Here is a 19,712-nt window from a genome sequence, read left to right as displayed (position 1 = left end):
CGGGGCGTCGTTGAAGGCTCCGGGGTACGTCTTGCTGATCGGGTTCCGCGCGGTCGCGGCGACGGCAGCCTCAACCATGTGTCCTCGCCTGGTAGCCGGGGCTGATGTTCTGGAGAGCGGCCTTGATCTGGACCGCCAGATACTTCGAGTACCCCCGGCAGGCGGCGAGGCTGCCGGCGTTGAACCAGAGGCCGCGCTGTGCCGTGGGGCGCCACACGTTGCGCATCTCGCCGCCGTCGTCCACCCCCCAGATCGGGCCGACCTTCTCGGCGACGGTGTCGCCGAAGAAGAGTCGGACCTCCTCCTGCTGGTTGCGGTAACCGGTGGCCAGCACCACGAGGTCGTACTCCTGGACGGTTCCGTCGGCCAACTTGATCCCCTGAGGGGTGAACGAAGCGATCTGGTCCGCCTGGAGCAGGCCGATCTCGCCGTCGGCGATCAGCTCTGAGCAGCCGACGTTGATGTAGTAGCCACCACCGCGGCGGTTGTACTTGAGGTGGAAGCCGGTGCCGTCCTCGCCGATGTCCGTGCGGAAACCGACGGCGTGCAGGCGGTCCAGGATCTCCTTGTCGGCCTCGAGCATCCGCTGGGCGAGGATCTGGTTGGCCTTGATCAGGGTCGGTATCGAGTTCGCTGCCGCGATGAGGTCGACGTCTTCGGTGGGGGTGCCTTCTGAGTAGAGGGCGTAGACCATGATCCCACTGGGTTCGAGGCTCACCACGGTCGTGGGCTGCCGCTGCACGATGACCACGTCGGACCCGAGGGCGTGCAGATCCTGCGCCACGTCGTGTCCACTCGTTCCCGTCCCGATGACCAAGGCCTTCCGGTTCTGGAACTGGGCCCCGGAGGTGTACTGCGTGGAGTGCAGGACGTCGCCGCGGAAGTCTTCGAGTCCGGGAAGGCGGGGGCGATTGGGTACCCCGCTCACGCCGCCGGTCGCGATGACGACGTGCCGGGGTCTGAGGACCCGTTCGGCACCGTCGCGCCGAACGGTGACCGTCCACGTTTGCTCGTCCTCGTCGTAGGTCCCGCCGGCGAACTCGGTTGCGGTCCAGACGTTGAGTTCCATGATGTCGGCGTAATGCTCGAACCAGTTGCCCAGCTTGTCTTTCGGTATGTAGGTGGGCCAGGTGTCGGGGAAGGGCAGGTATGGCAGGCTGGCCACCCAGGACTCGTTGTGCAGGGTGAGCGAGTGGTAGCGCTTGCGCCAGACGTCACCCACGCGTTCGTGTTTGTCCACGATCAGGGCGTCAACACCGATGGTGCGCAGCCGGGCAGCGATCGACAAGCCTGCCTGGCCTGCACCGACGATCAACACCTCGGGGGAGTGGTCGTCGTAGCGCTGCTCGTCCTGGCGGAGGTCGAGCCAGTTCTTTCCGCCGAATGTCCGCGAGTACGCCGTGCCGTGTGGCCGGTTGGCTCCGCGACGCTCCTCGAAGCCGGTCAGCTCCTGCAAGGTCGTCAACATGGTTCGGGCCCGCAGCGGCAGCCCCGACCCCAGATCGAGCCGCAGGACGCCGGTGCCGTGACCGAACGCCGTCTCGAAGGTGAACAAACCCTCGACGACGTCGTCGCCGGCGCGGACGACGACTCGGGGTGGTGTGCGTCCGTGATCCGGGGCGAAGGCGTGCGCCTTCACGTCGCGGTTGCGCGCGATGAGGCCGGCGGCAGCCTCTCGGCCGCCGAGTGTGGTCCGGACGTCCCAGGTGAACGAGACGAGATCACGCCAGTCGGCATTTGGCATGAAGAGATCGGCGAGCCGGTCCAGGTCCTCTGTGTCCATAGCGGCTTCGAGGTTCTGGAGCCACTCCGCGACGACTCGGAGGCACTCAGGTGCGGGCATGTCGGAGCGAGTCATCGGCCCTCCCGGAGACGTCTAAGTAATCTCGAACACAGTAAGCTGAACATGGCGTCACAGTCAACTTGGTGGTGCTACGCTGCGTTCCGGAAACGTCGATCGATAGTGGGGGCCATGTCAACGACGGAGCAGGCCTCTCCGGTGACCGAGCGGGGCCGGCGGACCATGACCAAGCTGGTCGATGCGGCCGCAGTGGTCTTCGCGCGCAAAGGCTTCCTGGATACCAAGATCACTGACATCACGGCGGAGGCCGGCGTCGCCAACGGGAGCTTCTACACCTACTTCGAGTCGAAGGAGGGGATCTTCCGCGCGGTCATCGATGAGGTGAACGAGCGGATGTTCACGAAGTCGCGGGTGCCCGCCGGCGCCGGTTCCAGTCCCTACCAACGCATCGAGCACGCCACGCGGGCATACGTCCGGGCCTACCGCGAGGAGGCTGGCCTGCTGATGATTCTGGAGCAGGTCGCGAGCTTCAGTCCCGCCTTTCGGGAGATGCGTCGGGAGACGCGGAAGTCCTTCCGCTCACGTACCGAGCGCGGCATCCGCCGCTTCCAGGAGGCGGGCCTGGTCTCGCCGAGCTTGCCGCCGGACTACACCGCGGCCGCGCTCATCTCGATGGTCAGCAACTTCTGTTATATGTGGCTGGTCCTGGACGAGGACTACAACGAAGAGACGGCCATCCTCACGCTGAGCCGGCTCTGGGCCCAGGCGCTCGGTATCGAGGTCGAACCGTCGACCGCGCCCAGCGACTCCTAGCCGTTTCGCCCGCAAGGGTGGGGAAGGCCTCCGCAGGCGGCTGTCCGGCAGCTCCACAGCCGACTGCGAAGGCCCTCCGTTCACCAAGATCCGACCATGTCAAGATGTCGCGCGTGCACCATCCGCCGTGCGGCTCAGCCGAGAATCCGGGCGGGATTGGTCACGAGCATCGTATCGATCTGCTCGGGCGTCACACCACGCTGGAGCAGGGCGGGCAGGACATCCTCGTGGAGATGGTTGTAATGCCAGTTCGGGAGCAGGCGAGCCTTGTCGGCGACGTCGAAGTTGTGTGTGAAGCACGAGGCGTCGTGCGACAGCACCATGCGGTCCGCGTAGCCCTGCGCGCAGAGGTCGGCAACGGTCTGCACCCGTGCCTCGAACGGCAACATCAGGTCCAGGCCGAAGCGGTCCATGCCGATAAAGGATCCGGCGTCCATCAGGGAGCGTAGGTAGTCAAGGTCGGTCGTGTCGCCGCAGTGACCGATCACCACGCGTTCGAGATCCACCCCTTCGCTCCGGAAGACGAGCTGCTGATCGGTGCCCCGCCGCGTGCCGGCATGGGTGTGGGTGGAAATGGGTGCCCCGGTCTCGCGGTGCGCGATAGCCGCCGCCCGGAGCACACGTTCGACTCCAGGCGTGAGGCCGCTCTGGTCGGTGGCGCACTTGATGATGCCCGCGCGGATGCCCGTCTCGGCGATCCCGGTCGTAAGGTCCTTGATGAAAAACTCGGTCAGCAGCTCCGGGCCGTCGACGAGCTTCCCGGGGCCCCGGAAATTGAAGAACATCGGGACATCGTTGTAGGTGTAAAGGCCGGTGGCGACGACGATGTTCATCCGGACCTGCTGGGCGACCTCGGCGACCCGCTCCACGTCACGGCCAAGTCCGATCACAGTGAGGTCGACGATGGTTCGGATGCCGTGGTCGTAGGCGCTCTCCAGCTTTTGGACGGCATCGGCCCGGCGGGCCGACTCGTTCCAGCGGCCGGGGTAGTTGCGCTCGACCTCGGTGTCGAGCACGAAGACATGTTCGTGCATCAGCGTCTGGCCGAGTTCGCTGGAGTCAACAGGGCCGCGAACGGTGGGGACGGTACTCATGCTCTGCGCTCCTTGGTCGGGTGGCTCAGGCGAAGGTGGGGAGGACATTGGAGCCGAGTTCCGCGATGGTTCGCTCCAGGCCGTTCTCGGCGATGGTCTGTGCGGGCAGCAGGACCCGGTCGACGCCGAGATCCTGCATGAACCGCAGGGTCTCGTGATCCCCGAGCCGGCTCGGGTCCTTCGTCCAGCGGGCAGTGATCTCCAAACTGCCCACGCGTCCGGACGCCTCGAATTCCTTGCGGGCGCAGGCGACCAGCGACGCCACCGCCTCACGGTCGTAGCCGCCCGGGAAGAACCCGTCACCGGTCCGACCGGCCCGCCGCGCAGCCACAGTGCTTGAGCCGCCGATATGGATCGGCACCGAGGCCCGGTGCGGTGAGGGTTCGCTGTGCACCAGGTCGAAGGTGAAGACTTCTCCCCGGTACGTGCGGGGACCCGGACGCCAAAGCTCGCGCATCACGGCGATTGACTCGTCCAACGCTGCTCCGCGCCGGTCGAAGCTGGCGCCCAGGGCCTCGAACTCCTCGCGGAGCCAGCCCGATCCGACGCCGATCTCGATGCGGCCGCCGCTGAGTCGGTCGAGGGTCGCGATCTCCTTCGCCGTGATCAACGGGTTCCGCTGCGGGGCGATCATGATCCCGGTGCCGAGACGGAGCCGGGTGGTCGCGGCCGCGACGAAGGCCATCCAGATCAGGGGGTCGGCGAGCGGCAGGTCGTGCCGGAACCAGAAGCGTCCGTCAGGTGTCTCGGGGTAACGAGGCTCGTAGACCTCCGGGATGACCACGTGCTCGACGGTCCAGAGCGACTCGAAACCGGCCTGTTCGGTCAAGCGTGCCAGGTCACGTGCGCGATCGGGCTCGGCGAACTCACCGACGTTGCAATGGCTGATGCCGAATCTCATTGCTTCGCTCCAGACCTCGACTGCTTCGTGGCGACTACTTGACTCCGACGCCAAGTTCAACTTAGCTGTGAGTGCTACCACACTGTCAAGGCTTCAGCTCCAGCAGAAGGAGGGGGTATGCGAGTTCCACTCGGGCGACCCCGCGACCTCGACGCACCGCACGCGGGCATGGATGCGCTTTTCCACCCGCGGGCGGTGGCGGTCCTGGGTGCGTCAGGTCGGGAGGCGAACCCGTTCGCTCGTCCCCTGCACTACCTGGCGCAGTTCGGATTCGCCGGCGACCTCTACCCGGTCAACCCCGGGTACGCCGAGCTCGCCGGCATGCGCTGCTACCCCTCTCTCGCCGCATTGCCCGGCCCGGTCGATCTGGTGCTGATGCTGATTCCGGCGGCACGGGTGCTGGAGGAACTGCCCGCCGTCGCGGCGGCCGGTGCGCGCGCCGCCGTTGTCTTCGCCTCCGGCTTCGGGGAGATGCAGGAGGGCCAGGCGCTGCAGGCGCAGCTCCGGGACACCGCACGCAAGCTGGGCGTCCGACTGCTCGGGCCCAACTGCCAGGGCGTGATCCACACGGGCGAAGGGATGTTCGGAACGTTCACCGCCGCCCTCGAGCCTGGCCCCATCGCCACCGGAGGGCTGGCCTACATCGGCCAGAGCGGCGCGGTCGGCGGATCGATCCTCAGCTTGGCCCGCGAGCGCGGCCTCGGAATCACCGCCTGGGCGAGCACCGGTAACCAGGCCGACCTGACGGCCGTCGAACTCGCCCGCTACCTGGTGGAGGAGGACGAGACTCGCGTCCTCGCCCTCTACCTCGAGACCGCCGTGGACGACTACGCCTTCCGCGACCTCGCCCGACGGGTCGTCGAGCTGGGAAAGAAGCTGGTCGTCCTGCGCTCCGCGGTCAGCCCTGCCGGTGCTCGCGCCGCCGCCTCACACACGGGCGCGATCGTCGGCGACGACGCCGGCTACCGGGTGACCGTCCACGAGTTCGGGGTAATCGAGGCCGAGGACGTCGACGACCTCATGGCGCTCGCGCATGGCCTGACAATGTCTCCGCCGATCGCCGGCGAGCGGATCGCGGTCGTCACCACGTCAGGCGGCGCCGGTAGCCTTGCCGCGGACCAGCTCTCGGCTGTCGGCTTCTCGGTCGACGACCTCCCCGAAGAGACCCGAGCCGAGCTGGTCACACTCGTGCCCAATTTCGGCGCCGTTGACAACCCGGTCGACGTCACGGCCCAGATCTTCCACGATAGCGACCCCTCGGCCTTTGTGGACGTCTGTGATCGCGTTTACCAGGCGGACGGCATCGACGCCGTGATGATCACCCTCACCCTCGTCACGGGGACGCTGGCCACTCGGATGGCCGAGTCCTTCGTAAAGGCCTGGCGTGACCCGGCAAAGCCCATCGTTCTGGTCTGGCTGGCGGCCCACGAGCAGACCGCCGAGGCACGGGACCTTTTGGCGAAGGCCGGATGGCCGGTTTTCGACTCCACCCGTCAGGCAGCCCGTGTGCTGGCCGCGCTCCGACGTCCGAAGGTGGTGGAGAACAGCTTCGCCTCAGCGACTTTCCCGGTCGACCAGATCCAGCAGGCGGCCGCGGGGATCGGTGCGGTGGTCACCGAGTCCGAGGGTGCGACCCTGCTCGGGCTCGCCGGGGTGACCCGGCCCGACTCGGTCCTGGTGCGTTCCGTGGACCAGGCGGAAGCGCTGGCCTCCCAGGTCACCGGGTCGAGCGTCCTGAAGATCCAGGCGAGCAGCGTGCTCCACAAGTCCGAGCGTGGCGGCGTGCGGTTGGGCGTACCTGCCGAACAGCTGGTGCGGACCTACCGCGAGCTGATGACGTCCTTCGAGGCCGAGCAGCCCGCGGGGGTATTGGTCCAGGAGACGGCCCCGACGGGCGTCGAGCTGATCGTGGGCGTTACGCGGTCCACCGGCGGCCTGCCGATCGTCACCGTGGGCCTGGGCGGATACGCCACCGAGATCTACCGGGACGCGGTCTCGGCATTCGCGCCGGTGTCCCCGCAGCGGGCCGAGCAAATGGTGCGTTCGCTGACCGCGGCCCCGTTGTTGACAGGTTTCCGCGGCAGCCCTCCGGTGGATCTGTCCGGTGCCGCACAGGCCATCTCCAAGATCAGTCTGCTGGCGGTGGCGATCGGTGAGCGCCTGAGCGACCTGGAGGTCAACCCGCTGCGGGTGACTCCCGACGGCCAGGCGATCGCCCTGGACTTCCTCCTGCTCCAACAGCCGGCAGCGACGCATGTTCCAACCGAAGAACTGGAAGGAGAAGCCCGATGAACCCCTCGGTCACCCTTGAGCGGCACGGCAACGTGGCGCTCGTGACCATCTCCAATCCGGCGATCAAGAACGCGCTGACCATGGACATGGCCGGGCAGCTGGCGGATTGCTGCGAGCGGATCGACGGCGACGAAACCTTCGGGGCGGTGGTGATCCGCGGCGACGCCGGGACGTTCTGCTCGGGCGCGGACACGAACTCATGGCGAGACTCCTACGCCGAGGACGCCCTTAGCGACCGCGCGTACGCCGAGACCGACCAAATGTACGGTTCGTTCGTCCGGGTGGGGAAGCTTCGGGTGCCGACGATCGCGGCGGTGCGCGGGGCCGCCGTCGGGGCGGGACTCAACCTGGCGCTCGCCACCGATCTGCGGATCGTCTCCTCCAGCGCGCGGCTGCTGGCCGGCTTTCTGCGCGCCGGCATCCACCCCGGGGGTGGATTCTTCACGATCCTGAGCCGGCTGGCCGGGCGTGAGGCCGCGGCCGGGATGGGGTTGTTCAGCGACGAGATTGACGGCGACCGAGCGCGCGACCTCGGCTTGGCCTGGCGATCCGTGCCAGACGGCGAAGTGGAGGCCACAGCGCTGGAAATGGCCGGGCGGATCGCCGCTGACCCGCTGCTGGCCACTCGGGTCGTGCGCTCGTTCCGCCTTGAGACCTCGGATCAGCCGCTTTCCTGGCCGGTCGCCTTGGAGTTGGAACGCGGGGTCCAGCTGTGGACGCAGAACCGTCGCCTCAACCGTCTGGCGGCCTCCGACCGCGCTGAGGCGGCCAGCCATGATTGATTTCGAGGCATCTCGGTTGACCGGGGCGGAGATCGCACTCCGCGACGAGGTACGTGAGTTCTTGGCCGCCGCGCGGCGCGAGAACCGCTTCTCCGTTGGTCTGGGCATCAACGCGGAGGCGAACACCGAGTTCAGTCGCGAGGTCGCCCGTCGCGGCTGGGTCGGGATGGTCGTCCCCAAGGAGTACGGCGGCCCGGGACGCAGCGCCGTCGACCGCTTCGTGGTGGCGGAGGAGATGCTGGCCGCCGGGGCCCCGATCAGCGCCCACTGGGTCGGCGACCGGCAGACCGCCCAGATCCTCCTGCGCTTCGGCACCGAGGAGCAGAAAAGGCGCTTCCTTCCGGCGATCGTTGGGGGGGAGGTCTGGTTCTGCCTGGGCATGAGCGAACCCGGCAGTGGATCCGACCTCGCCTCCGTACGCACCCGGGCCACCCGGACGGCGGGCGGCTGGCTGGTGACCGGGCAGAAGGTGTGGACCTCGGGCGCGCACTACGCAGACTTCGCGGTGACCCTCTGCCGGACGTCGGCCGAGGGAAAGCACGCCGGGCTCAGTCAGCTGATCGTCGATCTGCGTGCCGACGGTGTCACCATCCGCCCGATCCGCCTGCTCAACGGGTTCCACCACTTCAACGAGGTCTACTTCGACGACGTCTTCGTTCCCGACGACATGGTGCTGGGAGAAATCGGCGACGGGTGGCGCCAGGTCACATCCGAGCTTGCACACGAGCGCTCAGGCCCTGATCGGTTCATGTCGGTCGTCCCGGTGCTGGAACTGGTCTACACGGCGCTGGCCGAGACAAGCCCGTCGGAGGAGACGGAGCGTCTCATCGGACTGGTCACCGCGCGCTACTGGACCCTGCGCAATCTGTCGCTGTCCATCGCCCGCGCCCTCGACCGGGGTGAGACCCCTGCCGTCGAGGCGGCCCTCGTGAAGGACATCAGCACGCAGTTCGAGAACGACGTCGTCGAGATCCTGCGCGAACTCGTGGCGGACGACCTGGATCCCTCAGCCGGGGGGTTGCGGTCCCTGCTGGCGGACGCCGTGGTGACGGCCCCGACCTTCACGCTGCGCGGTGGCACCAACGAGGTCCTCCGCACCGTCATTGCCAAGCATCTGACCAGCACGTCGAGGAGCACCTGATGTCGGAGACGTCCGAGATGCTCGAGCAGGCACTCGCCTCCATCTTCACCCGCTCCGGCTTGGGTCCGGCGCAGCGGGGCGCGATGTGGCCGGGTGACGTCTGGTCGGCCGTGGAGGCCGGCGGATTCACCTACTTTGACCTCGATGAGGGCGACATCGGCCTGGAGGAGATCGTCGGTGTCGCGACCTGCGTCGGCCGGCACGCTGTCCCGATCCCCCTGGTCGAGACCACCGGCCTGGTGTCCTGGCTGATCGCCCGATCCGGCCTCGACCGCCCGGAGGGCCTGACCCTCAGCGCCGTCGCGCATCCGCTGGACGACCTCCGGGCGGAGCCGCTGCCCGGCGGCGACGTCGAGATCTCCGGGACACTCCATCGAGTCCCGTGGGGGCGCAGGGCTGATCATCTGGTGGCGGTCGCGGATGTCCGGGGCACCGCCCGCACGGTTCTCCTGCCGCGCCCGGCTGAGGTCCGGACCGGAGAGAACCTGGCAGGGGAGCCGCGCGACACCGTCCTGTTCGACCGGGTACGAGTACCCTCTGCGGCGATCTCGGAGTCTGCGGGGCCGTCGTCCAGCGAGTTGCGCGCCCGCGGAGCCCTGCTGCGTGCCGCCTCTGCCGCCGGCGCCATGGAACGGGTCCTCGCCATGGTGCTGGCCTACGCCGACACGCGCGAGCAGTTCGGCAAGCCGATCCGGACCTTCCAGGCGGTGCAGCACCACCTGGTCGACGTGGCCGAAGCTGCGGCCGGAGCGATGCTCGCGGTCAGAGCCGCCGTGTTGGCCGACCCTGGTCAACGACTGCTGGCCGCCGCGTCTGCGGCCGTGACCGCCAAGGAGGACACGCGCAAGTTGAACCGGTCGGCTCACCAGGTGCTCGGCGCGATCGGCGTGACCGATGAGCACGAGCTGCCGGCCTTTACCACGCGGTTGTGGAGCTGGCAGGGGGAGTTCGGCACCAGCCGGGACTGGTCGATCTTCATCGGCCGTGCGGCGCTGAATAAGAGCCTGCCGAGCCTCTGGAGCTTGATCTCCGCGACAGAGGGGACCCAGGTCGGGTCTCCCCTCGGCGAGGTGGTCCCATGGTAGACCGCCAGCCCGAACTCCTGGTCGACGTCAGCGCGGACGGCGTCGCCTTCGTCCGGCTGAACCGTCCCGAGCACCTCAACGCCCTGAGTCGCGGCCTGCTGAGCGACATCACGACGGTCTTCACCGAGCTCGACCGGCGTCGCGACGTCCGGGCGGTCGTGCTGCAGGGGGCCGGTGGACGGGCATTCTCGGTCGGAGCCGACCTGAAGGAGATGCACGCCCGGGACACGGCCGAGGACCTGCCGTACGAGCCGATGCGCGAGGCCACCCGCAATCCGTACGAGACAGTGCTGGAGTGCCGCAAGCCGACGATCGCGGCGCTCGAGGGCTGGGTCGTCGGCGGCGGATTCGAGCTGGCAATGGCGTGCGACCTGCGCATCGCCACAGACACCGCGCGGTTTCTGATGCCCGAGTCCAAGGTGGGCCTGGGCGCCAACTTCGGCAGTCAGATGCTTCCGCGGCTGGTACCCGCCGGCTTCGCCTTTGAGGTGCTCTACCTCGCCGAACCGTTCGACGCTGAGACCGGCCTCCGGATGGGGCTGCTCAACAGGGTCACGTCACCCGAGCAGCTCGACGCGACGGTGCAGGCCATGGTGGCGACCCTCGTGAGCAGGGCCCCGATCACCCTGCAGCGGTACAAGGCGATGGTGCACCTCGGGTCGTCCCTACCGATCGCCACCGCACTACGCCTCAATCCCGGTCCCAGCCCTTACCTCAGCGAGGACCGCGCGGAGGGCACTGCAGCCTTTCGGCAGAAACGGTCTCCGCAGTGGTCCGGCCGATGAAATCCCACCCCGTCTCCGACTGCGATCACCCCACCGCACTCGGCCCCACCGGTTCGAAGGGAACAGCAATGAAGCCACCCCAACGGTCTCGCACCAGATGCCGCTCGATCGCCGTGGCCCTGGCCGCCAGCCTCGTCCTTTCCGCATGCGGAGGCGGTTCCTCGGGCGGCAGCGAGGGCGGCGGTGACATCAAGGTCGGCGTGATCGCCGCCCTGACCGGCATCGCCGCACCCTACGGCGTACAAAGTGTCAACTCCTTCCAGATGGGCATCGCCGACCTCAACGCGGCCGGTGGTATCAACGGACGCAAGCTCACGGTGGAGGTGCTCGACAACCGCTCGAAGCCAGAGGAGGTCCCCGCTCTGATGCGCCGGCTCGCATCTGGCGGTGCGAACGTCATCGTCGGAGCGTCGTCCAGCCCGGTGACCATCACCGCAGCTCAGACCGCCGACCAGTTGAAGGTGCCCCTGATCGTGCCGATGGAGGCAGCCGACGACATCATCGGAGCCGGTCGCAAGTACGTCTTTAAGCTGGCGCCCTCGGTCCTTGCAGACAACGGCTGGGCAGCACAGTCGGTCCGCGCCGTGATGGGGGCCGCGGAGAAGAAGGGCGAGACGCCGAAGACGGCGATGTTGATTTACGCCAGCGCCGGGGCCTTCCCGGACGCAAAGGAGGCGTGGAGCCGAACCTTGCAGAAGGAATACCCGGGCGTGAAGGTGCTCGACTCCACCTCGTATGACGAGGCGGCGACGACGGACTTCGCCCCGCTGGTCAGCAAGGCGAAGAATGCCAACCCTGACATCCTGCTGTTCGGTGGCAACCCGCAGGGCGCATTCCTCTTCTACCCGGCGCTCGCCCGATCGGGCTGGAAGCCCAAGGCGACGGTCGGTGTGCTGGGCGGGAACACCAACGCGCAGTTCATCCCGACGGTGGGTGCCATCGCCGATGGTGACATCACCGGCAACTACTGGACGTCCCTGCTCAAGTCGGCAGACGGCGCCAAGCACACGCCACAGGGCTACGCGGACGCCTACAAGGCCAAGTACAAGGGGCAGACACCCGACGGCGTCGGTGCCTACTACTACGCGTCAGTCGGGGTGCTGGCGGACGCCCTCTCGGCGGCGGGCAACCCGGACGACAAGGAGTCGATCACCTCGGCCCTCCGGGCCGTCGACATCGCCGGCATCAACGGCGACAAGAACGGGCTCTGGATCGTCAGCCACGGCGTGAAGTTCGACGCCAAGGGTACGAACGAGCGGGCAATCGGTCTCGTCACCCAGGTTCAGGACGGCAAGTACGTCCCGGTGTACCCGGCGGACGCGGCCGCGAACTCGACCGTCTACCCGCGGCCATAGGCGGGTCGGGGAACCATGATGAAGACGGCCCTGTCGGTCGAAGGATTCAGTGTCTGGCGCGGACGGTCGGAGATCGTACGATCCGTCGATCTTGAGGTCGGTGAGGGCGAACTCGTCTGCCTGCTCGGCTCCAACGGAGCAGGCAAGACCACGCTCACCGAGGGGCTGCTCGGCGTCATCCCCGCCCGCGCCAGAAAGCTGGAGTTCCACGGTCGTGCGATTGCCGGTCTGCGGCCTTGGCACCGGGTGCGGGCGGGAATCGTTCTGGTCCCGCAGGAACGGTCGCTGTTCGCGGGGATGACCGTTCAGGAGAACCTCCTGGTCGGCGCGAATCCGAGGTCCAAAGCGGGCCCGTTCGACCTGGCGGCCATGTACGAACTCTTTCCGCGATTGAAGGATCGGGCCGGTCAGTTCGCGGGAACCCTGAGCGGTGGCGAGCGCAGCATGCTCGCCATCGCGCGGGGGCTCATGCTTCAACCGCGAACCCTGGTCCTCGACGAGCCTTCGCTCGGCCTGGCGCCGGTCATCGTGCAGACGATCATGCAGACGATCGGCGACATCAACGCCTCCGGCGTCTCGGTCCTGCTGATCGAGCAGAACGTCCACCAGGCGCTGCGTTTGGCCTCCCGCGGCTATGTGCTCGACGGCGGAAAGATCATCGCGGCCGGCACCGCGGAATCACTGCTCGCCTCCAATTTAGTGGAGAACGGATACCTCGGATCCACGACCAGCACACGAGAGGAGAGGTAGGTGATGACGCTTCTCCAGATCGCCACCACCGGGGTGCTCCAGGGACTGATCTACGCCCTGATCGGACTGGGCCTCTACCTGATCTTCAATGTCATGCGGGTGGTGAACTTCGCCCACGGCTATTTCGTCCTCATCGGAATGTACGGGGTGCTGTCCCTGGCGCCTCGGTCACTGGCCGACTATGCCGTGGCCCTGATCTTCGTGGCCGCGATCGCGGCAGCCTTCGGCTATGTCGTCGAACGCTTCCTGATCGAGTCGACCCTCGACAAGACCGGCCACGCGCAGTTGGTGATCACGCTCAGCATCGGCGTCGCCCTGCAGTATCTCTTCCAGGTCCTCTATCCCGAGCCGTACCAGACCATCCGGAACCCCTGGCCGATGGAGGCCATCAACGCATTCGGCATCACGATCAGCTTCGCCCGGCTGGCGGCCGGGGCGGTGAGCCTCGTCCTGGCGCTTGCCCTGTCATGGTTGATCTACCGGACCCGCCTGGGCGTCTACATGCGGGCCTGTGCGGAGAGCCTCAACGGCGCCATATTCGTCGGCGTCAACGTTCGTCGGGTGTACCGCTTGACCTTCGCGCTGGGTGCGGCCGCCGCCGCAGTGGCCGGCGGGCTCCTGATCCCGTTCCAGCCGGTGTCCCCCCTGTACGGCTTGGAGTTGACGGTCAAAGCGTTCATCGTCGTCGTGATTGGTGGCAGCGGCGCGCTGTGGGGGACGGTGGCCGCCGGCATCCTCCTCGGTATGGCCGAGGCGGCCAGCAGTGTCTACATCAGTGGTTCCCTGGCCTCCTCCGTGATCTACACCCTTTTCCTCCTGGTCATTCTGTTCCGCCCCCAGGGCCTGGCGCGAAGGACGGTGGCCTCGGCATGAGATCTGTTCGTGGGCTCGTGTCCACCCCGCTCAACCGGGTGAACACCCTCGTCGTGGCCGTCGCACTCGTCGTGGCGGTAGCCTTTCCGCTGTTCGCCGAGGCGCCGATGATCGGCGTCGGCTTCGTCGCCCTGGTCTTCGCGACACGCAACCTCACCTGGAACATCGCCGGTGGCTTCGCCGGGCTGCTGTCGGTCGCGCACGCCAGCGCGTTCGGCATCGGTGCGTTCTCCGTCGCGGTGCTGACCTGGGGGCAGGGCTGGAACGTCTGGTTGGCGATCGTCGTCGGCATCCTGCTCTCGGCGACGATCGGTACGGTTGTCAGCCTGATCATGAGCCGATTCGGCGTCAGTGCGCTGTTCTTTACCCTGGGCACCTTGGCCCTGGCGATCGCGGTGTCCGGGATCGCGGCCTCGTGGAGCGTCACAGGCGGCGTCGACGGTCTGCAGAATCTCACGATGCAGGAGGGCTTTCTGCATCTGCAATGGTTCACGGATGCCACCCCGCTGTACTACGTCGCCCTCGGCTTCCTGATCCTCCTCACGGTCGGGGTGTCGTTCATGATGCGCCGCACCCGCTTTGGCCGTTCGCTGCCGTTCATCCGCGAGGATCCGGTGGTCGCGGCGAGCATGGGCATCAAGGTGGTCCGAAACCAGGCGATCGCCATGGCCATCAGCATGGGTCTCACCGCGATTCCCGGTGCACTCATGGCGCAGTACACGAACTTCGTCAGCTATGACTCGGTCCTCACCGTGGAGGTCGGTATAGCGATGCTCGTGGGCGCGATCATTGGCGGATCGGCCACCCTCGCAGGGCCGATCGTGGCCGGGATCGGCATTGCAGTGCTCGAAGAGTTGATGCGCTCCTTTGCCGTGTCCAGTTCCAACGTCTCCAGCTACACACAGATCGCCTACGCGATCTGCGTCATCCTGATCCTTCGATTCGGAGGCGCCGGCATTGTTCCGCTATGGAACCAGCTGATCGTCCGCCTCTTTGGTACCGGCGCGCCGCGCGCCCCGAAGTCCGAGGCTCCGTCCGACCGGCACGCACCCGATCGCAGCCACGACCCTGGAATGGTGAGCGAGCATGCTTGAGGTCACGACGATCGCCAAGAACTTCGGCGGTCTCAAGGTACTGCAGGACGTCTCCTTCACGGCTGAGCCCGGGCTGGTGACCGCCCTGATCGGCCCAAACGGCGCCGGCAAGTCGACGCTGGTAAACCTGATCGCCGGCGTGCTGCGACCGACGAGTGGATCGATTTTCCTGAACGGCGCGGACATCACCGGTCTGCCGCCAGCGAAGGTGTTCGAGGCGGGCGTCGCGCGGACATTCCAGGTGTCGGGCAACGTAGCCGGGCTGAACGTCTTCGAGTGTGTCGCACTGGCGGCTTACCGACGCGCGAGCGGTTACCGGGAGGCGAATCGACTGGCTCGCGAGCAACTTGAGCGGTTCGACCTCTGGCAGTATCGGCGGGAGGCCATCGGCGACATCCCGTCGGCAATGATCCGGATCGTCGACTTCGCCCGCGGCATGGTCTCGAAGCCGAGGGTGCTCCTGCTCGACGAGGTTATGGCCGGGCTGACCCCGCACGAGGTGGACATTGTGATCGAGCGAGTGCGTGAGTGCCGCGCGGACGGAATCGCCATCGTGATGATTGAGCACGTGATGCAGGCGGTGAATGCACTGGCGGACACCGCGGTGGTGCTCAATCATGGGCGGATCATCACCCAGGGAACGCTCGCCGAGGTGACCGGTCATCCCGATGTTCGTGAGGCGTACCTGGGCGCTGCCGGCTGAGCATCGACGAGTGAGCAGCGGCTGAAAGTTCCGCTGTTTACCCCAGCGCCAATCCCTACACCTGCACACCCCACCCCGGAAGGGTCAGCATGCCCGAAGCAGTTATCGTCGCCACCGCCAGGTCTCCGATCGGCCGGGCGTTCAAGGGATCCCTCAAGGACGTGCGCCCCGACGACCTGACCGCGCAGATGCTCCGCGCCGCACTGTCCAAGATCCCGGCTCTTGACCCCGCTGACATCGACGACCTGATGTTGGGCTGTGGGCTGCCGGGCGGCGAGTCGGGCTTCAACATGGGCCGCGTCGTCGCGGTCCTGGCCGGTTTCGACCACCTGCCGGGCACCACGGTAACCCGGTACTGCTCCTCAAGCCTGCAGACGACCCGCATGGCCATGCACGCGATCAGGGCGGGCGAGGGTGACGTGTTCGTCTCGGCTGGTGTTGAGACCGTCAGTCGCTTCGCCAAAGGCAACGCCGACAGTCTTCCGGACACCAGGAACCCGGTGTTCGCCGAGGCCGAGGCCCGTACCGAGAAGCTCGCAAGCGGGGAGCAGACCTGGTTCGACCCGCGCGGCTACGACGCGGTTCCGGACGTCTACATCGCCATGGGACAGACCGCGGAGAACGTCGCCCAGCTCAAGAGTGTCACCCGCGCGGAGCAGGACGAGTTCGGTGTCCGTAGTCAGAATCTGGCCGAGAAGGCGCTCGCGAATGGGTTCTGGGAGCGCGACATCACCCCGGCGACCCTGCCCGACGGCACGGTTGTCAGTAAGGACGACGGCCCTCGGGCGGGGGTGACGATGGAAGCGTTGTCGCAATTGAAGCCGGTCTTTCGTCCTAATGGCACTGTCACCGCCGGCAACTGCTGCCCGCTGAACGACGGAGCCGCCGTGGTCGTGATCATGAGCGATACAAAGGCCAGGGAGTTGGGCCTAACCCCCCTCGCCCGGATCGTGTCTACCGGCGTATCCGCCCTGTCGCCCGAAATCATGGGGCTCGGCCCGGTCGAGGCGTCGAAGCGGGCGCTCGATCGGGCCGGCCTGACCATCGACGACATCGACCTGGTCGAGATCAACGAGGCGTTCGCCGCCCAGGTCATCGCCTCCGCCCGCGACCTCGGGATCAACTTCGACAAGCTCAACGTCAATGGCGGGGCGATCGCGGTCGGCCATCCGTTCGGTATGACCGGCGCCCGGCTCACCAGCACGCTCATCAACTCCCTGCAGTACCACGACAAGCAGTTCGGTTTGGAGACCATGTGCGTCGGCGGGGGTCAAGGCATGGCGATGGTCCTCGAACGCCTGTCCTGACCTGTCGAAACACCGACCGCGACACGTCCCAGCGAGCACCAGGCCGACGCGGTCCCGCAGACATCGAGGAATTCGCCAATGGCCCCGCGACTGACCTCGAACGGAGCGTACGGAGGAAGAAGATCATGAAAACATTCAACGGGATCGACGAGTTCGAGCGGGCCGTCGGCAGTCACCTCGGCGACAGCGACTGGCATACCATCACCCAGGAGCAGATCGACCTGTTCGCCGAAGCGACCGGCGACCACCAGTGGATCCATACCGACGCCGAGAGGGCGGCCCGTGGACCATTCGGCAGCACCATCGCGCACGGCTACCTGACCCTCGCCCTGGTCCCGAAGATGATCTGGCAGATCTACACCGTCGAGGGGCTGAGCATGGGCGTGAACTACGGAGCCAACAAGGTCCGCTTCCCCTCCCCGGTGCCGGTGGGGTCGAGGGTCCGCGCAGGCGCCGAGCTCGTCGAGCTCGTCCGTGGCCGAAACGGCGCGCGAGCGACGGTCCGTGTGACTATCGAACGCGAGGGCGGCGACAAGCCGGTCTGCGTCGCCGAGGTCCTCTCGGTGCTGGTTTCCTGAGCGTCGCGTTCAGGTTTGACGACCTTGAGGGGCACGGCGACGACCGCGAAGTCTCCGGCGGCCGCTGCGGCGTAGGCGGCGCGCGGCCGGTCCGAGGTCGGCGATGAGGCCGTCCAGCGTCTCCGGTCCCCGCGAGTTGGCGATGACGACGGTGTACCCGTTGACGATCGTTGCACGGGCGATCTGGCTACCGACCTCGCCGGCGCCGATGATTCCGAATGTCGTCACGCGTGCTTCATGATCTTGTCCTTCGCACTTGAGGTGGGCAGGACGGCAGAGGCAAGCAGAGCCAGCTTGTCCGCATCGGTGGAGCCGGCGTCCGGGTGGTAGACGACCAGCATCAGGTCCTCGGTGCCGTTGATCGCCAGTCGCTCCCGGTTGAGGGTCATCTCGCCGACCTGCGGGTGGTCGAGCCGAAGCGGTGTCCCGCGCTGTCCACGCACTTCGTGCCGTGCCCAGAGCTGCCGGAACCGCGGACTCGCCAGCGACAGCTCGCCGGTGAGTTCGATGAAGCGGGAATCGTCGACGTGGGTTCCCACGGCCTGCCGCAGGTTCGCGATGAAGCACTCCGTCACGTTCTCCCACTCCGGATGCAGCGCCTGCTCGGCCGGGTCCAGGAACAGGTCACGCAACTGATTGCCGCCGACGGCAAGGCCGGGTGAGAGCGCTGTGGCCATGCGGTTCACGGCCAGGATGTCGAAGTACCGGTCTTCGATGAAGGCAGGCTGCACGAGGCTCTCCAGGAGCTTCAACGCTCCTGCCGGCGGTGTCTGCTTGCGCGGTCGGCGCCTGCGCCGCCGGGGAACCTCCGCGACCAGGGTCAGCAGGTGGGCGAAGTGGTCATCGTCGAGTTGCAGCACGCGGGCGATCGACTCGAGCACCTGGACGGAGGGGTTGCGGTCACGGCCGCGTTCGAGCCGCAGATAGTAGTCAGCGCTGATGCCGGCGAGCATGGCGACCTCCTCCCGCCGCAGCCCCGGCACACGCCGCACACCGATGTCGGGGATGCCCGCCTGCTGCGTCGTCACCAGCTCGCGCCGGGCTCGCAGGTAGGCCCCGAGGGCGTTCGTCGACTCGCTCATGAGGGCGACCCTAGCTCTGTGCGCAGCGATCAAAGGGGTCCTGTCGCACCCCAGGCTGCAGAGGGCTCTGGGTGAGCCGGCGTACCACTCATAGCGTTCACGACGGCCCGTCCGGGCCACGCAGCTTGAGGGGGAGCCATGACCGTCACACTGATCACCGGAGCCAACAAGGGCATCGGTTACGAGACCGCCAGGCAGCTGCTGGAGCTGGGGCACGAGGTCTACATCGGCGCGCGTGACGCCGAACGCGGTAAGAAGGCCGCCGCCGAGCTCGGGGCGCGGTTCGTCCAGCTCGACGTGACCGACGACGCCTCGGTCAGCAGCGCACTGGCGAGCATCGACGCGGCCGAGGGCCGTCTCGACGTCCTGGTGCACAACGCCGGCGTCCTGGAGACCGCGCTCGACGGCCCTGCGGCACTGCGTTCCTTCGACACGAACGCGGTCGGCATCGTGCGTGTCACGCAGGCGGCACTGCCCCTGCTCCGCAAGTCCTCGAACGCCAACGTCGTCACCATCTCCAGCAGCGCCGGGTCGTTCTGGGCGGTGAACAACCCCGAGCGGCCGGAGTTCGGTCTGCCGCTCGCGCTGTACTCGGCGTCGAAGTCGGCAGCCACCATGCTGACGGTGCACTACGCCAAGTCGCAGCCGGGCATCAAGTTCAACGCCATTGAGCCGGGCACCACCGCCACCGACATGACCGCCGCCTTCGGCATCGGACGACCGGTCGAGGAAAGCGCCCGATTCGTCGTACGTCTGGCCACCCTCGACGCGACCGGCCCGACCGGCACCTTCCAGGACGAGGCGGGACAGCTGCCGTGGTGAGCCCGCGCGAACAGCTCGAACGCACGCCCGCTCGTGGCGACGGGCGCAAGCGGCAGGCTGGTAACGCCGATGGCCCGCGCCGAGACCGTGTCGCCGAATAACCGCTCAAAGGGCTGAAGGTGCCGGAGCGGGAGGTTGTCGAGGATCAGGAGGGGGCTCGCTCGCTACTGGCATGCGGTGGGGAGGAGTACGGTCGTGAGCAAACCTCGATGCCGCGGTCGGGAGGCAGTTCCTCGACGGCGTGGGGAGCACCGGCGGTAGCGCATCGCCAGCACGATCACCTCGGCCGGAAACTGGAACCCGGCGAACGCCGAGAGCACGCGGACAGAATCGAGACCGGGCTGCGGACCGCATAGCCAATCCTGCCTGGTGACTCGATCAGCAGCGCAACGAGCCCCAGCTCGGCTGCGGGGTCGTGCGGTCCCGCGCCGACACCGAGGGCGTAAAGCACCGG

At 67.3% G+C, this 19,712-nt stretch carries 19 protein-coding genes; 14 read left to right on the top strand and 5 right to left on the bottom strand.

The window, feature by feature from the left end; all coding sequences use genetic code 11:
• Positions 1-70: 70 nt before the first annotated feature.
• On the bottom strand, positions 71-1,783 hold the full coding sequence (locus OG811_RS30440; RefSeq protein ID WP_406070667.1) for a flavin-containing monooxygenase: 1,713 nt from the start codon (positions 1,781-1,783) through the stop codon (positions 71-73).
• A 189-nt stretch (positions 1,784-1,972) separates the two neighbouring features.
• On the opposite strand from OG811_RS30440, the gene OG811_RS30435 reads away from it, so the two are divergent.
• Complete coding sequence (locus tag OG811_RS30435; protein WP_406070666.1) at positions 1,973-2,614, top strand: TetR/AcrR family transcriptional regulator; 642 nt, start codon at positions 1,973-1,975, stop codon at positions 2,612-2,614.
• Between the two features lie 134 nt (positions 2,615-2,748).
• Here the strand turns inward: OG811_RS30435 and OG811_RS30430 are convergent, their stop codons facing one another.
• Complete coding sequence (locus OG811_RS30430) at positions 2,749-3,708, bottom strand: phosphotriesterase (RefSeq protein ID WP_406070665.1); 960 nt, start codon at positions 3,706-3,708, stop codon at positions 2,749-2,751.
• Positions 3,709-3,733: 25 nt separating this feature from the next.
• Positions 3,734-4,609, bottom strand: coding sequence for an LLM class F420-dependent oxidoreductase (locus OG811_RS30425; protein WP_406070664.1), 876 nt, complete (start codon positions 4,607-4,609; stop codon positions 3,734-3,736).
• Between the two features lie 117 nt (positions 4,610-4,726).
• On the opposite strand from OG811_RS30425, the gene OG811_RS30420 reads away from it, so the two are divergent.
• The 12 genes from OG811_RS30420 (at position 4,727) to OG811_RS30365 (ending at position 17,354) form a co-directional block, all read left to right on the top strand.
• Positions 4,727-6,901 carry an acetate--CoA ligase family protein gene (locus tag OG811_RS30420; RefSeq protein WP_406070662.1) on the top strand — a complete coding sequence of 725 codons (2,175 nt, stop codon included), beginning with the start codon at positions 4,727-4,729 and terminating at the stop codon, positions 6,899-6,901.
• Positions 6,898-7,683 (top strand): enoyl-CoA hydratase/isomerase family protein, encoded by a 786-nt coding sequence (locus OG811_RS30415; RefSeq protein WP_406070660.1) that lies wholly within the window; start codon positions 6,898-6,900, stop codon positions 7,681-7,683. Before OG811_RS30420 ends, OG811_RS30415 begins: the two co-directional genes overlap by 4 nt.
• A complete protein-coding gene (locus tag OG811_RS30410) occupies positions 7,676-8,824 on the top strand; it encodes an acyl-CoA dehydrogenase family protein (RefSeq protein WP_406070659.1) in 1,149 nt (382 codons plus the stop codon). The genes OG811_RS30415 and OG811_RS30410 overlap by 8 nt, the downstream gene beginning before the upstream one ends.
• A complete protein-coding gene (locus OG811_RS30405; RefSeq protein WP_406070658.1) occupies positions 8,824-9,909 on the top strand; it encodes an acyl-CoA dehydrogenase family protein in 1,086 nt (361 codons plus the stop codon). Before OG811_RS30410 ends, OG811_RS30405 begins: the two co-directional genes overlap by 1 nt.
• Positions 9,903-10,694 carry an enoyl-CoA hydratase/isomerase family protein gene (locus OG811_RS30400; RefSeq protein ID WP_406070657.1) on the top strand — a complete coding sequence of 264 codons (792 nt, stop codon included), beginning with the start codon at positions 9,903-9,905 and terminating at the stop codon, positions 10,692-10,694. Before OG811_RS30405 ends, OG811_RS30400 begins: the two co-directional genes overlap by 7 nt.
• 68 nt (positions 10,695-10,762) lie before the next feature.
• On the top strand, positions 10,763-12,049 hold the full coding sequence (locus OG811_RS30395) for an ABC transporter substrate-binding protein (protein ID WP_406070656.1): 1,287 nt from the start codon (positions 10,763-10,765) through the stop codon (positions 12,047-12,049).
• 18 nt (positions 12,050-12,067) lie between these two features.
• On the top strand, positions 12,068-12,799 hold the full coding sequence (locus OG811_RS30390; protein ID WP_406070655.1) for an ABC transporter ATP-binding protein: 732 nt from the start codon (positions 12,068-12,070) through the stop codon (positions 12,797-12,799).
• 3 nt (positions 12,800-12,802) lie between these two features.
• Positions 12,803-13,672 carry a branched-chain amino acid ABC transporter permease gene (locus OG811_RS30385; RefSeq protein WP_406070653.1) on the top strand — a complete coding sequence of 290 codons (870 nt, stop codon included), beginning with the start codon at positions 12,803-12,805 and terminating at the stop codon, positions 13,670-13,672.
• Between the two features lie 38 nt (positions 13,673-13,710).
• A complete protein-coding gene (locus OG811_RS30380; protein ID WP_406070652.1) occupies positions 13,711-14,766 on the top strand; it encodes a branched-chain amino acid ABC transporter permease in 1,056 nt (351 codons plus the stop codon).
• Positions 14,759-15,469, top strand: a complete 711-nt coding sequence (locus tag OG811_RS30375; protein ID WP_355174570.1) for an ABC transporter ATP-binding protein — start codon at positions 14,759-14,761, stop codon at positions 15,467-15,469. The genes OG811_RS30380 and OG811_RS30375 overlap by 8 nt, the downstream gene beginning before the upstream one ends.
• An 89-nt stretch (positions 15,470-15,558) precedes the next feature.
• Positions 15,559-16,776, top strand: a complete 1,218-nt coding sequence (locus OG811_RS30370) for an acetyl-CoA C-acetyltransferase (RefSeq protein WP_406070651.1) — start codon at positions 15,559-15,561, stop codon at positions 16,774-16,776.
• 125 nt (positions 16,777-16,901) lie between these two features.
• On the top strand, positions 16,902-17,354 hold the full coding sequence (locus tag OG811_RS30365) for a MaoC family dehydratase (protein WP_406070649.1): 453 nt from the start codon (positions 16,902-16,904) through the stop codon (positions 17,352-17,354).
• 9 nt (positions 17,355-17,363) lie between these two features.
• Here OG811_RS30365 and OG811_RS30360 read toward each other — a convergent pair whose 3' ends face one another.
• Both OG811_RS30360 and OG811_RS30355 read right to left on the bottom strand, forming a co-directional pair.
• Positions 17,364-17,582, bottom strand: coding sequence for an NAD(P)-binding domain-containing protein (locus OG811_RS30360; protein WP_406070647.1), 219 nt, complete (start codon positions 17,580-17,582; stop codon positions 17,364-17,366).
• Positions 17,579-18,436: a helix-turn-helix domain-containing protein gene (locus tag OG811_RS30355; RefSeq protein WP_406070646.1), complete on the bottom strand. Its 858-nt coding sequence runs from the start codon at positions 18,434-18,436 to the stop codon at positions 17,579-17,581. Before OG811_RS30355 ends, OG811_RS30360 begins: the two co-directional genes overlap by 4 nt.
• A 138-nt stretch (positions 18,437-18,574) precedes the next feature.
• On the opposite strand from OG811_RS30355, the gene OG811_RS30350 reads away from it, so the two are divergent.
• The gene (locus OG811_RS30350) at positions 18,575-19,258 is read left to right on the top strand and encodes an SDR family NAD(P)-dependent oxidoreductase (protein ID WP_406070644.1); all 684 of its coding nucleotides are present in this window, start codon (positions 18,575-18,577) and stop codon (positions 19,256-19,258) included.
• The last annotated feature ends 454 nt before the right edge of the window (positions 19,259-19,712 follow it).

The sequence above is a fragment of the Micromonospora sp. NBC_01638 genome, from assembly GCF_045209745.1.
Lineage (GTDB): Bacteria > Actinomycetota > Actinomycetes > Mycobacteriales > Micromonosporaceae > Micromonospora.
This window is presented reverse-complemented; position numbering and strand designations above follow the sequence as displayed.

Excerpts from the sequence above, each read along its gene's own strand:
- OG811_RS30440 (WP_406070667.1), bottom strand. The coding sequence starts at position 1,783 with ATGGACACAGAGGACCTGGACCGGCTCGCCGATCTCTTCATGCCAAAT.
- OG811_RS30435 (WP_406070666.1), top strand. The coding sequence starts at position 1,973 with ATGTCAACGACGGAGCAGGCCTCTCCGGTGACCGAGCGGGGCCGGCGG.
- OG811_RS30430 (WP_406070665.1), bottom strand. The coding sequence starts at position 3,708 with ATGAGTACCGTCCCCACCGTTCGCGGCCCTGTTGACTCCAGCGAACTC.
- OG811_RS30425 (WP_406070664.1), bottom strand. The coding sequence starts at position 4,609 with ATGAGATTCGGCATCAGCCATTGCAACGTCGGTGAGTTCGCCGAGCCC.
- OG811_RS30420 (WP_406070662.1), top strand. The coding sequence starts at position 4,727 with ATGCGAGTTCCACTCGGGCGACCCCGCGACCTCGACGCACCGCACGCG.
- OG811_RS30415 (WP_406070660.1), top strand. The coding sequence starts at position 6,898 with ATGAACCCCTCGGTCACCCTTGAGCGGCACGGCAACGTGGCGCTCGTG.
- OG811_RS30410 (WP_406070659.1), top strand. The coding sequence starts at position 7,676 with ATGATTGATTTCGAGGCATCTCGGTTGACCGGGGCGGAGATCGCACTC.
- OG811_RS30405 (WP_406070658.1), top strand. The coding sequence starts at position 8,824 with ATGTCGGAGACGTCCGAGATGCTCGAGCAGGCACTCGCCTCCATCTTC.
- OG811_RS30400 (WP_406070657.1), top strand. The coding sequence starts at position 9,903 with ATGGTAGACCGCCAGCCCGAACTCCTGGTCGACGTCAGCGCGGACGGC.
- OG811_RS30395 (WP_406070656.1), top strand. The coding sequence starts at position 10,763 with ATGAAGCCACCCCAACGGTCTCGCACCAGATGCCGCTCGATCGCCGTG.
- OG811_RS30390 (WP_406070655.1), top strand. The coding sequence starts at position 12,068 with ATGAAGACGGCCCTGTCGGTCGAAGGATTCAGTGTCTGGCGCGGACGG.
- OG811_RS30385 (WP_406070653.1), top strand. The coding sequence starts at position 12,803 with ATGACGCTTCTCCAGATCGCCACCACCGGGGTGCTCCAGGGACTGATC.
- OG811_RS30375 (WP_355174570.1), top strand. The coding sequence starts at position 14,759 with ATGCTTGAGGTCACGACGATCGCCAAGAACTTCGGCGGTCTCAAGGTA.
- OG811_RS30370 (WP_406070651.1), top strand. The coding sequence starts at position 15,559 with ATGCCCGAAGCAGTTATCGTCGCCACCGCCAGGTCTCCGATCGGCCGG.
- OG811_RS30365 (WP_406070649.1), top strand. The coding sequence starts at position 16,902 with ATGAAAACATTCAACGGGATCGACGAGTTCGAGCGGGCCGTCGGCAGT.
- OG811_RS30355 (WP_406070646.1), bottom strand. The coding sequence starts at position 18,436 with ATGAGCGAGTCGACGAACGCCCTCGGGGCCTACCTGCGAGCCCGGCGC.
- OG811_RS30350 (WP_406070644.1), top strand. The coding sequence starts at position 18,575 with ATGACCGTCACACTGATCACCGGAGCCAACAAGGGCATCGGTTACGAG.